The organism is Enterococcus sp. AZ196, from assembly GCF_050498845.1.
Lineage (GTDB): Bacteria > Bacillota > Bacilli > Lactobacillales > Enterococcaceae > Enterococcus_A > Enterococcus_A murrayae.
Map to the genome: position 1 here is coordinate 276,284 of NZ_JBIPAM010000001.1, position 12,773 is coordinate 289,056.

12 protein-coding genes are annotated in these 12,773 nt (G+C 39.0%); all 12 read left to right on the top strand.

From position 1 onward, the window contains the following. The first annotated feature begins 2 nt into the window (after positions 1 to 2). The 12 genes from infB to IGI67_RS01380 all read left to right on the top strand — a co-directional run bounded on the left by infB (position 3) and on the right by IGI67_RS01380 (position 12,033). Complete coding sequence (infB, locus tag IGI67_RS01325; protein WP_429956504.1) at positions 3 to 2,747, top strand: translation initiation factor IF-2; 2,745 nt, start codon at positions 3 to 5, stop codon at positions 2,745 to 2,747. Positions 2,748 to 2,823: 76 nt separating this feature from the next. Beyond that, positions 2,824 to 3,171, top strand: coding sequence for a 30S ribosome-binding factor RbfA (rbfA, locus tag IGI67_RS01330; protein ID WP_207110254.1), 348 nt, complete (start codon positions 2,824 to 2,826; stop codon positions 3,169 to 3,171). Positions 3,172 to 3,293: 122 nt separating this feature from the next. Continuing rightward, a complete protein-coding gene (locus IGI67_RS01335; protein WP_010746074.1) occupies positions 3,294 to 3,584 on the top strand; it encodes a hypothetical protein in 291 nt (96 codons plus the stop codon). Between the two features lie 4 nt (positions 3,585 to 3,588). Continuing rightward, positions 3,589 to 5,670, top strand: a complete 2,082-nt coding sequence (locus IGI67_RS01340; RefSeq protein ID WP_429956505.1) for a cation:proton antiporter — start codon at positions 3,589 to 3,591, stop codon at positions 5,668 to 5,670. Positions 5,671 to 5,829: 159 nt separating this feature from the next. Then, positions 5,830 to 6,768 (top strand): tRNA pseudouridine(55) synthase TruB, encoded by a 939-nt coding sequence (gene truB / locus IGI67_RS01345; RefSeq protein ID WP_429956506.1) that lies wholly within the window; start codon positions 5,830 to 5,832, stop codon positions 6,766 to 6,768. Between the two features lie 30 nt (positions 6,769 to 6,798). Continuing rightward, positions 6,799 to 7,746: a riboflavin biosynthesis protein RibF gene (gene ribF, locus IGI67_RS01350; RefSeq protein WP_207110251.1), complete on the top strand. Its 948-nt coding sequence runs from the start codon at positions 6,799 to 6,801 to the stop codon at positions 7,744 to 7,746. A gap of 101 nt (positions 7,747 to 7,847) precedes the next feature. Beyond that, a complete protein-coding gene (locus IGI67_RS01355; protein WP_429956507.1) occupies positions 7,848 to 8,246 on the top strand; it encodes a GNAT family N-acetyltransferase in 399 nt (132 codons plus the stop codon). A 63-nt stretch (positions 8,247 to 8,309) separates the two neighbouring features. Next, positions 8,310 to 9,032: an ATP-binding cassette domain-containing protein gene (locus tag IGI67_RS01360; RefSeq protein ID WP_207110249.1), complete on the top strand. Its 723-nt coding sequence runs from the start codon at positions 8,310 to 8,312 to the stop codon at positions 9,030 to 9,032. Further along, entirely contained in the window at positions 9,025 to 9,765 is a 741-nt protein-coding gene (locus IGI67_RS01365) for an ABC transporter permease (RefSeq protein ID WP_429956508.1), read from the top strand. Before IGI67_RS01360 ends, IGI67_RS01365 begins: the two co-directional genes overlap by 8 nt. Before the next feature lie 16 nt (positions 9,766 to 9,781). Then, the gene (locus IGI67_RS01370) at positions 9,782 to 10,609 is read left to right on the top strand and encodes a MerR family transcriptional regulator (protein ID WP_207110247.1); all 828 of its coding nucleotides are present in this window, start codon (positions 9,782 to 9,784) and stop codon (positions 10,607 to 10,609) included. Between the two features lie 153 nt (positions 10,610 to 10,762). Then, the gene (locus IGI67_RS01375) at positions 10,763 to 10,951 is read left to right on the top strand and encodes a DUF6440 family protein (RefSeq protein ID WP_207110246.1); all 189 of its coding nucleotides are present in this window, start codon (positions 10,763 to 10,765) and stop codon (positions 10,949 to 10,951) included. 185 nt (positions 10,952 to 11,136) lie between these two features. Beyond that, on the top strand, positions 11,137 to 12,033 hold the full coding sequence (locus IGI67_RS01380) for a helix-turn-helix domain-containing protein (protein WP_429956509.1): 897 nt from the start codon (positions 11,137 to 11,139) through the stop codon (positions 12,031 to 12,033). Positions 12,034 to 12,773: the final 740 nt, after the last annotated feature.

Consider the following 12,773-nt stretch of genomic DNA (forward strand, 5'->3'; position numbering starts at 1 on the left):
GCATGGGAAATAAACGAGTGTACGAATTTGCCAAAGAAGTGAATCAATCGAGTAAGGATGTTGTAGAGAAAGCACATGCTTTAGGGATTGATGTAAAAAATCATATGGGTTCATTATCAGGAGACGATGAATCAAAATTGAAACAAGCTTTTTCTAGCAAGCCGCAAATGAATACTCAAGCAAAACCATCAGCTAACCAGCACGAAAAACCAAAATTCCATGGAAAGAGCTCGAAGAACAACCCAAATTTCCAGAATAGAAAAGGAAATAAAGACTTGACACAAAACAATAGACAGAACAACTCAGCGAACGCAAACCGTTCAAATCAAGGACAACGTCCAACACAAGGAAATACTAATAATACACAACGCCCAGCACAAGGTGGAGCAAATAATGCGCAACGCCAAAACCAGGGTCAACGCCCAGCACAAGGCGGAGTAAATAATGCACAGCGCCAAAATCAAGGTCAACGCCCGGCACAAGGTGCTGCAAATAATGCACAACGCCAAAACCAGGGTCAACGCCCAGCACAAGGCGGAGCAAATAATACACAACGCCAAAATCAGGGTCAACGCCCGGCACAAGGTGCTGCAAATAATGCACAACGCCAAAACCAAGGTCAACGCCCAACACAAGGCGGAACAAATAATACACAACGCCAAAATCAGGGTCAACGCCCGACACAAGGCGGAACAAATAATACGCAACGCCAAAACCAGGGTCAACGCCCGGCACAAGGTGCTGCAAATAGCGCACAGCGTCCAGCACAAAGCGGTACGAACAATGCGCAACGCTCGAACCAAAGCGGCTCAACAAATCAAAATGGTAACCAAAGTCGCAATAAAAATAATTATGGTAATCAAAACCGCAACAATAGTTACGGTGGTAACCAAAATCGCAATAAAAATCGTTTTAACAAAAAAGGTAAAAAAGGGAAGCAACAACAGAGCAATAAACCAGCAGTGCCACCACGTAAGTTCCGTGAGTTGCCAGAAATTTTGGAATATACAGAAGGCATGAATGTGGCAGATATTGCAAAGAAAATCTATCGTGAACCAGCTGAAATCATCAAAAAGCTGTTTATGATGGGGGTTATGGTCAATCAAAACCAACCATTAGATAAAGATACGATTGAGCTATTGGCAACTGATTATGGTATTGAACCGCAAGAGAAAGTTACAATTGACATTGCTGATATTGATCGGTTCTTCGATGGCGAAGACGTAAACGAAGAAAAGTTGGTGTCTCGTCCTCCAGTAGTAACGATCATGGGTCACGTAGACCATGGTAAAACAACTTTATTAGACACCTTGCGTCATTCGCGTGTGACGAGTGGTGAAGCAGGCGGAATTACGCAGCATATTGGTGCATATCAAATTGATATTGATGGCAAGCCAATTACGTTCTTAGATACACCCGGACATGCGGCTTTCACAAGTATGCGTGCGCGTGGCGCAAGTATCACGGATATCACAATCTTAGTCGTAGCGGCTGATGATGGTGTAATGCCTCAAACAATTGAAGCAATCAATCATGCGAAAGCGGCGAAAGTACCAATTATCGTAGCGGTTAATAAAATCGACAAACCAGGTGCTAACCCGCAACATGTAATGCAAGAGTTAAGTGAATATGAATTAATCCCTGAAGCATGGGGCGGAGACACAATCTTTGTAGAGATTTCAGCCAAATTCAATCAAAATATTGATGAATTATTAGAAATGATTCTATTGGTAGCTGAAGTGGAGGATTTGAAAGCAGATCCGACTCAACGCGCGATTGGTACTGTAATCGAAGCTCGTTTAGACAAAGGGAAAGGTCCAGTTGCTACATTGCTAGTTCAACAAGGAACAATGAATGTAGGAGACCCAATTGTTGTTGGGAACACATATGGTCGTGTTCGTGTAATGACGAATGATATTGGTCGTCGTGATAAAACAGCTGGTCCAGCAACTCCAGTAGAAATCACAGGATTAAATGATGTACCTCAAGCGGGTGATCGTTTTGCGACATTCGAAGACGAAAAGACCGCTCGTGCTGCTGGTGAAGAGCGCGCGAAACGCGCAGTGCTTGAGCATCGTAGTGCCAGTGCCCGTGTAACATTAGACAACTTATTTGAATCTCTTAAAGAGGGCGAATTAAAGGAAGTTAATGTCATTATCAAGGCAGACGTGCAAGGTTCTGCTGAAGCATTAGCTGCATCATTGAAAAAAATCGATGTTGAAGGCGTTCGTGTGAAGATCGTCCATTCAGCTGTAGGTGCTATCAATGAAAGTGATGTTACTCTAGCCGCAGCAAGTAATGCGATCATTATTGGCTTTAATGTTCGACCTACACCACAAGCAAAACAACAGGCTGCAAACGAAGAAGTTGATATTCGTTTACATCGTATTATTTATAAAGCTATCGAAGAAATCGAAACAGCAATGAAAGGTATGCTTGATCCTGAGTACGAAGAAAAAATCACAGGTCAAATGACTGTACGTGAAACATATAAAGTTTCTAAAGTTGGTACAATCGCTGGATGTTATGTTAATGAAGGCTCTATCCAACGTGATAGCGGAGTACGGATCATTCGTGATGGCATCGTTATTCTTGAAGGAAAGCTTGCCAGCTTGAAACGCTTTAAAGATGATGTAAAAGAAGTTAAAATGGGCTACGAATGTGGAGCAATGATCGAAAACTTTAATGATATCAAAGTTGACGATGTAATCGAAGGCTTCATTATGCAAGAAATCAAACAAAAATAATTGTTGGTTCCGCTATGACTTATATAGTGCGTAGCGGGACTAACAAATGAATGATATGAACAAGGAGGCAGTCGTTATGCCAAATTATCGCGATCGTCGTCTCGCTCAAGAGATTTTAAAAGAAGTCAATGACATCTTGCGAAGAAAAGTTCGTGATCCGCGGGTACAGGACGTAAACATCACTGATGTTCATGTTACAGGCGACTTGCAGCAAGCGACGATTTATTATAGCTTATTATCTGATAAAGCTTCAGAAAAAGAAAAAGCACAAGAAGGATTGAACAAGGCAAGTGGCTTAGTTCGTCGTGAGTTAGGACAGGCCTTATCAATCTACAAAACTCCGGAATTGTTTTTTGAATTAGATGAATCAGTTGAATATGGTTCTAAGATTGATCAAATGATCCGGGACTTAAATAAAGAATAAATTTGTTAGAACCTGATTTTTTTTCGGGTTCTTTTTTGCATTATTGGACAAATCCTGTTAAAGTGTATGCAGTTTGTAATTAATCCTTTTGCTGGATATTTTTCAAGGAGGCAAAGTCTAAAATGACTACGGAATTTGAGGAACGGATGAAGGCTCTCCATAAAGAGTTTGAGAACTTGAGCCCAGAAGAGCGTAAAGCCGTTAAACAAAAAATAAAGAGAATCAATGTCTTAACTTCTCGTAAATTAGAACGAATGAAACATGATTTGCTGCGCATGGAAACAAAGCGTGCCCAGCTTTCATTAGATGGTGAATCAAAAGAACTATCTGAATTGGAAGATCGGATTATCAGTAAAAAAAGAGAGTTCTTAAAATTATTATTTAAAGCAAAAGAGAATTGTTCCAAGAGGTGAGTGAATGGGCTTAATTGAGATTATTATCATTTTAGCCATTGCCATTACCTTATCGAATGTTTTAGCAAAAGTTTTCCCATCATTTCCAATATTTATGATCCAAATCATTCTCGGAATTGTTCTTGGTTTTACTGAAGTTGGAAGTTCGATCCATTTTGAGCCAGAAGTATTTCTTGTAATGATTATTGCGCCCTTATTATTTCGTGAGGGTGAGACCGCAGATATACCATCGATTCTGAAGCATTTTGGTTTGATTTTGCTTCTAGCCTTTGGTGGTGTGATTTTTACGCTATTTGGCCTGGGTTTTGTTTTGCATAGTATTTTACCAGCGATTCCAATTGCAGCTTGTTTAGCGTTTGGTGCTTCTTTAGGGCCAACGGATGCTGTAGCAGTCAGTTCATTGGCAAAACGGTTAAATATTCCTGAATCAGTGATGCACGTCTTAGAAGGTGAAGGACTCATCAATGATGCAACTGGTGTCACGGCCTTCCAGTTTGCTGTAGCTGCTCTATTGACAGGACAATTTTCTGCCGCGGATGCCTCAATTTCCTTATTGGAATCAAGTATTGTAGGCGTATTGGTTGGTCTAGTAATTATATGGATCAAAAATGAGATCATAAAGATTATTGAACGAATTTCTGCCCAAGATGTATCTGCTTATTTGCTGATCGAGCTGATATTGCCGTTTGTGGCGTATTTTATTGCTGAATTGTTTCATGCTTCAGGGATTATTGCAGCGGTGGTAACTGGTGTTTTACAAGCTACTGGCTTTCGTCGAGTGAATTTGTTTGAAGCACAGCTTTCCAATGTAACTGAAAGCTCTTGGAGCACGATTAGCTTTATGCTGAATGCATTGGTGTTCATCTTTTTAGGAATTGAGCTATCTCAAGTCTTTTCACCTGTTTGGAATAGTCGAAATTATTCTAATACTCATCTATTAGGCATTGTATTATTACTCACGGCTCTTTTATTTGTTTTACGTTTTATGTTTGTCAGTGGTTTTTACATTGTTACCCAAGGATGGAAGCGAAGTCATGAGCAGCTGAGAGATCGACTATTGTTGACCTTCGGCGGTGTTAAAGGAACCGTCAGTATTGCAACCATTTTTATCTTACCAACAACGATTAATGGACTGGAGTTTCCTGAACGATCCCTGTTGCTGTTTATCACAGCCTGTGTAACCTTTTTGACACTGATTATCGGGATGATCCTCTTGCCGATACTATCTGAAGGAGAGGTTGTTCCACCAACTGATCCGAAGCTAATGTTGATTCTGCGTGAAGTAATTAGTGAGCTTTATGAAGATTTAGATAATAAAAAACTTAGCGAAAAAGAGCGGTTTGCGCTGCTTGCTGTTATTGCGAATTATCAAGGGCGTGTCCAGATGATCTTCAATAATTCTATGCCAGAAAGTGCACAACAGGAATTTCAAGAAATTCAAGCATTAATAATCTCGGTTGAACGTGATGGATTAGATGAAAGCTTTAGACGTCATCAAATTGACTCAGGTGCTTATCGTTTGTATTCGCGTTTTATTTCAAATGTATCTGAATCCGTGACGAAACAAATGTTGTCGTTACTTAGTTTTTGGTTGATTTTTGTTCGCCGTATTATCCGTGTTATTATGCATCCAAAAATGTTTTGGCAACGCCGGCAGAAGCGCAAAGAGACTGTAGACAATGAAGATATTTCGTCACTTAGAAAGATATTTATTCGTAACAGTGAAGCGATACTAGATAGTTTGGAAAATCTGCGTGATGTTTATGATGAAGATTTGATTGATTTCTTTATTGATGAACGAAAAAATTTGATGCACCAGGTTAGTGGACACGGGCTATTTGGAACGTATTTGATTCAGCAAGATCCAATCTATGCCAAAGAATTGATTCGTGGATTTTATTTGGAAAGAAAAATCATAGATAAGTATGAAGTGAATGAAGAAGTTTCTAACTTCGCGGCCAATAATTATCGCCATCAAGTGAATCAATTAGAATCGTATGCAATGCGACAGCCATCAGATCCAAGTATTTCCTTTGTGATTAGTCGGCAACGTCAAAAGAAAAAAGCGAAAGAAAAGAATTACTAAAATCGCCATTTACAATTGGCGTTTTTTTTTACGCTCTTTTTTTGGTTCCAAGAATTTTTATAAAAAGTATCATTGAGTCCTCAGCGTTGACTTGCCATTTCTCAGAAGAGCTATGCTATAATGGGAACGTTGATTATAAAATGAAATGAGGAAACAGCGATGGACGGTATTTTACCGTTATGGAAAGAGCGCGGTATGACGAGTCATGACTGTGTATTCAAATTAAGAAAAATTTTACAAACTAAAAAAGTTGGTCATGGTGGAACGCTAGACCCTGATGTGGATGGTGTATTGCCGATCTGTATTGGAAAAGGCACTAAAGTGATCGAATACTTACAGGACAGCGGAAAAATTTACGAGGGTGAAATCACGTTAGGTTTTTCTACAACAACAGAGGACCGTAGCGGCGAAGTTGTAGAGCATAAGGCGGTAGATTCACCATTAACAATAGAAGAAATTGATCAGATGATGGCGGCATTTATTGGGACTATCAAACAAGTGCCTCCGATGTATTCAGCTGTCAAAGTAAATGGTAAACGTCTATATGAGTATGCGCGAGCGGGTCAAACGGTTGACCGACCAGAGCGTGAAGCAGTGATTGAGAGCTTTCAGCGAACAACTGCTCCTGTTTATAGCAAAGAGAATAGAACACAGAGTTGGCGTTTTCAAGTTACCTGTGGAAAAGGGACTTATGTTCGAACTTTGGCAGTGGATCTAGGAGAGAAACTCGGATATCCTGCTCATATGTCGGATTTGACGCGCCTAGCAAGCGGCGGATTTTCGGTTGGTCAAGCTGTTACTTTAGCTCAGATCAGTGAGCTGATGGAAAAAAATCAGATTGATCAGGCGTTACAGCCAATTGAAGAAGCGATGAAGGAATTTCCACGGATCGATTTAACAGATAGTGATTGGCAAAAAGTCAAGAATGGACAGCTTTTGCCATTGAAGATTTTTGGGATCAAGAAAATGCCGGGAGAGTTGATTGCTTTCTTCTACAAAAATCAATTAGTTAGTCTCTATGGATTACATCCCGAAAAAAATTGGCTCTTGAAGCCTAGTAAAGTCATTCGAAATGAACTCAGTTGCGAAGGAAAATAAGTCATTAATAGGAATCAGGAGGTATAGCAGATGGAAATTATAAAATTACGTCATCCTTATAAACCAGAAGAAATTCCTGTAGGAGATTGTGTTTTAGTTTTAGGCTTTTTTGATGGTGTTCATCGCGGACACCAAGAAGTTATCAATACTGGTAAAAAGATAGCGCAAGAAAAAAATTTGAAATTGGCCGTCATGACTTTTAATCAGCATCCTGCAGTAGTATTTCAACAAGTGCAAAGTAAGCCAATTAAATATCTTTCAACCTTGAGACAAAAGGAAGAACGAATGGCAGAATTGGGTGTGGAACTTTTATATGAAGTTGCCTTCACATCGTCATTTGCTGCACTGAATCCGCAAGATTTTGTTGATCAGTATATCGTCGGCTTGCATGCCAAGGTTGCGGTCTCAGGTTTCGATTATAATTTTGGAAAGGATCAGGCAGCAGATGCTAAATATCTTCCTAAATATGGGAAGGATCGTTTTGAAGTGGTAATCGTTGCTAAAAAGACGGAAGAATTTGAAACTGAAAAAATCAGTTCTTCACGAATCCGCCGTTTATTGTCAGAGGGCCGATTAGAGGAAGCGAACCATTTGTTGGGGTATATTTATGAGATTAGCGGTACCGTTATTCATGGTGAGGCTCGTGGAAGAAGTTTAGGCTATCCCACTGCAAATATTCAGGTACCTGATGACATGAAGTTACCAAAAGAAGGGGTCTATGTTAATCAAATCAAGGTTGGTGATGAGTGGTATCCAGCAATGGGGTCGATTGGACATAATGATACGTTTGGCTCAAATCGGATGCTGACAGTTGAGATCAATATTCTAGATTTCAATCAACAGATTTATGGTGAGAAGGTCAGTGTACGTTGGTATCATATGTTGCGTGGACAAGTAGCATTTGAATCGGTGGAGGGCTTAATTAAACAGCTTGAAGCGGATGAGCAGGCTACGAGAGCTTATTTTGATCATTTGTAGGACATTCAGAAATGGATGTCTTTTTTTAGCTTTGTTTTAAACCATCGACAAAGCAGAGAGCCCAGCTCTTTGTTATCATAAAATTAAAAGGAGTTTTTAGCATGGAAGACAGTTGGTATATTCGGCCTTATGAAAAAACAGATGAAGAGACACTATTTGCAATGATGGAAAAAGAAGCCGATTGGAGCGGGTATTGCTTTGGTGAGGGAAGAAGAAAGTATGAGCTCGCCTTGGAAACATCCCTAACATATTTGCTTTTTGAGGACAAAAAAATATGTGGATATGCTCGTTGTCGAGAAGACGATGGCTTTGGTATTTATATTTATGATCTTTTGGTGGATACAAATTGTCGCGGGAAAAATTATGGCCGCTATTTGATGGAACAAGCCTGTAAGGATTTTCCTAAGCAGACTGTTTATGTAATGAGTGATGTTGATCCTTATTATGAAAAGCAAGGGTATCAAAAAGAAGGAACAATTTTTATTGTGCAGCCGCAATAATTTTTATCGTTGACTCTCCCTTAACAGGAGACAGTATTCTGTTAATGAAAGGGGAGAAACAAAGTGAAGACAGCTATCGAAGCAAAACAATTAACAAAAGAAATTGGCGGAAATAAGATCGTCAATCAACTATCCTTCACCGTTAATAAAGGTGAAGTTTTTGGTCTGTTGGGACCAAATGGTGCGGGGAAAACAACGACAATTGAAACACTTTTAGGTGTCAAACGACCTGATCAAGGTTCTGCTGAGATCCTTGGAATGAATCCACGGAAACAGCGACGAGAGATTTTTGAACGTGTCGGAGTCCAACTGCAATCATCTAGTTATCAGAATAATATTCGTGTGGGAGAATTGTGTCGAGAACTGTCTAGTTTATACCAACAGCCTCGAGACTATCGAGAATTATTGAGTTTATTCAAGTTAGAGAGGTTTGAAACACAGTTTGTTGAGAAACTTTCCGGTGGTGAGAAGCAAAAGCTTTCTATTGTACTAGCATTGATTCCAGATCCGGAAATCATTTTTTTGGACGAATTGACGACTGGATTGGATACTGAGGCACGTAGAAATGTTTGGCAAACATTGCTCGAATTGAAGGAGACAAAAATAACAATCTTTTTAACAACTCATTTCATGGAAGAAGCAGAAATTCTTTGCGATCGCCTCCTTCTCATTAAGCGCGGAAATCTTGTAGTTGAAGGAACAGTTCCAGAACTGCTGGCAGAGAGTTCACAGAATAATTTGGAGGATGCTTATCTTTGGTATGTTGGGGGGGCTGAGAATGAATAAAGTACTTAATTTAGCAAAAGTTGAAGGGAAATTAGCGATTCGTTCTATTGATGGTATTCTTTTTGGGATCGGAATGCCGCTGGGTATTCTATTATTGACTACTATGATTGCTGGAAATAAACAGGCTGGCAGTGCGGCTTACACATTTTTAGACAGCAGTTTCAGTTCTCTGCTTGTCGTTGGAATCTGTGCAACAGCATTCATGGGTATTCCGCTGACAATTTGTGATTATCGCGATAAAAAAATACTCAAACACTTTTTCGTGACACCAGCTTCGCCTGGACATTTGATCGCTACTCAGGTATTGGTTGCTATGGTCACAGCAATAATTTCTGCGGGGCTGGTAGTATTCGTTTCGGTAGTATTTCTTGATTATCGGATGCAGGGAAGTTGGGGCTTATTGATTGCGAGTTATTTTTTGGTTATGATTGCAATGTATAGTTTAGGTCTATTGATCGCCAGTCTATGTAAGAATATTAAGATTGCCAATTTAGTTTGTAGTTTGGTCTATTTTCCAATGCTCTTTCTATCGGGGGCCGTGATTCCGTTTGAACTTTTTCCTGAAGGAATGCAAAAAGTTGCCGGCATTCTTCCATTGACGCAGGGTGTTCAATTATTAAAAAGTGTTAGTCTAAACCAGCCAGTAGGGAATCCGCAATTTGTGCTAGTTCTTTTGAGCGTAATCACGCTTTTAGGATTCGGCCTAGCTGCGAAGCTATTTCGTTGGGAATAGAAAAGAGGAGGATTTAATGGAACAGGAGTGTGAAAAAATCGAAGAAAAACTTTATCGGATCGGTATGTTTTCTAAGATGAATCAAGTAACAATCAAAACGTTACGTTATTATGATGAAGTGGGGCTGCTGCGCCCCCGCTTCATCGATCCTGACAATGGCTATCGCTATTACAGTTCAAGTCAATTGGAGCCGTTGCATCGTCTCTTAGCTCTTCGAGGTATTGGCTATAGTATTGAAGAAATCAAACAGGTGCAAGACGGTGTGAGCGAGCAACGCATCCTGCAGCGGAAGAAACAACAATTAATGAAAGAAATTTCTGAACGCATGTCGATGCTATCGCAAATTGAAGGATACTTGCAACAGGAGGAAGAAAATTATCACATGGTAGTTAAGAAATTGCCAGGTGCAATCGTAGCCTCGATGCGAAAAACGGTTCCAAATTTTGATGCACTATTCTCAACGATTCCAGAGATGGGAGCGCTGATGGAAAGAGCAGGATGTGTTTGTGCTGTGCCGGAATACTGTTTCAATATTTATCATGACAATGAATACAAGGAAGAAAATATCGATATTGAAGTTTGCGAAGCTGTGACTGAATTAAAAGAGAATATTGGGGATCTCAAATTCAAACATATCGCCGAAGTTCCAGAGGCGGTTTGTACGATGCATAAGGGGCCTTACAAGGGAATTCCTAAAGCTTACGCAGCAGCAATTAGATTTGTTGAAAACAATGGTTACGAGATCATTGATTCCGCTCGTGAAAACTATATTGATGGAATTTGGAATAAAGAGCATCAAGATGATTGGTTAACAGAAATTCAAATTCCAGTTAAAAAAATATAAGATCAAAAGAAATCTTTGGGAAAAAGATTTCTTTTTTTGTGATTAATTGAAGAATAATGACAAAAAGTAATTGTTTGGTTGAATTGGTTGTGATACGCTAGACGCAGCATTAATGAAAACGCTCTATCATTATAATAGAAAGAAGGAAAGAAAATGGCAAAAGAACGTTTCGTTCGAGTATATTCTCAAGGAAAATTGGACGCAATCATGATATTTGTGGATCGTGAAACAGGTGTGAATTATGTGTTCAACAAGGTTGGCTATGCTGGAGGATTAACACCATTATTGGATAAGGACGGCAAACCAGTGATTACATCAATCGAGGAATTGGATAAAAAATAAAGAGCATTAGCCAACAAGTGCGCACAACACTCTTATGCTAAACTTTTAGTATGTAGACAAAGGATATCAGTTCGACAATAATCAAGAAATAGGATGCTTAGAACAATGATAGGCTTTCTCTAAAAGTCGATCTGATACCAAGTCTACATGGAGTTTTTTTGAATTTTGAACAGGGAGTGAAAAAAATGCATGCTTGGGAAGCTATTCAAAAATCGGTAGACTATGTTGAAGAGCACATTAAAGAAGAATTAGCGATTGAAGAATTGGCGCAGGTATCCTATCTGTCGCTTTATTATTTTCAAAAATTATTTAGCCGCTTGATTGGGAAAACGGTGAATGAGTACATTAAGGCCAGACGAGTGGCGAACGCGAAGCCATTATTGCGCTCGACTGATCAAAGAATCGCCGATATCGCTTTTGAATATGGCTTTAACAGTCATGAGACCTTCACCAAGGCCTTTAAGGAAATTTATGGAGTTACTCCTGAAGCCTATCGGAAAAGTAAACTACTGTTAACGGATTTTTTAAAACCAGACTTATCGATTTACTACACGTTGGTAGATGAGGGCGTGCCTCTGATGGTGGACGATATGGTGTTAGAAGTCAATCAGCTCACGATCAAGGAAACAGAATACTATACAGGTGTGTCGAAGCAAATTGATTCTAGTGAGATGAATGGAGTTGGTGTTAATACTCTAATTGACTTATGGGATGAATTTCATGAAAAGAAAGAGACCATTCCTAATTTGTTAAAAGAGGGGGTAGCAATTGATTATTTTACAACCGCTGAGACACCTGGAAAAGTCCTATACTTTGTAGGAGGCTCATCTGATGATAGTCAGGTAGAGGGCTTCAAACAAATTAAGCTAGATCCAGGAGCGTTCTATGTCTGCACCTTTGAAGCAGAGAATTTCACTTATTTAGTAGAAGACGCTCTGTATAAAGCGAATAATTATTTCTTTGAAACGTGGCTTAAAAGACATGGAGTCGAAATGGAGAATATGGCCCATTTTTTGATCCAAAAATATGTGAATGTAACTGATGACCCTAAAATAGAAATATGGATCAAGCCGATCAAATAATTGTAAACTATAAGTGAAAAAACTTCGGATCAATGAGCTGATCCGAAGTTTTTTGTTAATCCCTTTATTCATCTTTATCAATAGAGATGTCCGCCTCTTTATGCAGTGCATAGCCCCAAAAAATCCCCGTCAGTTGTGTGATCAGAAAAAGCGCAATCAACGGGATAGCAGCCGTAAAGGGGGATGAAGAATGATACAGATTTATCAAAGGACTTTTAATAATGATCAAAAAGCAACTTAATACTATATTAAGGATGTTTCCAATGATTAGTAAGGAAATCTGTCGTGTCATCTTGGCATAAAAACCAATAATTACCGTAAGAATTAAAAAAAGAAAAATTCCTATGATTGAATCGAAGAGGTAGTCAATCGCTAAAGAAAGATGGACATAGGGAATCAGATAAAAAATAAAAGGTAATTGCAGGATTCGTTTCTTACTCAGCGCAGTGACCTCCTTAAAATTTTTCTATGGTTATTTTATGACTGATAAATGGTCAAATCAATACAAAAGTAAAAAATACGTTGGATAATGAAAGTTCTTTTATGCTGCTATCAACAAAACATTAACTGTTTAGAACTAAATTTTTTCTTATTGACGCCAATTTTACTAATTTAAAAAAGAAAAAGTAAAAACCGATTTTTTATGGATTTTAGGATAAAAGAGGAAAACAAATGTAAAACATTAGAGATATTCTGAAAAAAATGCGATAGCAAAGCAAATATGAACAGAATATTTTTTC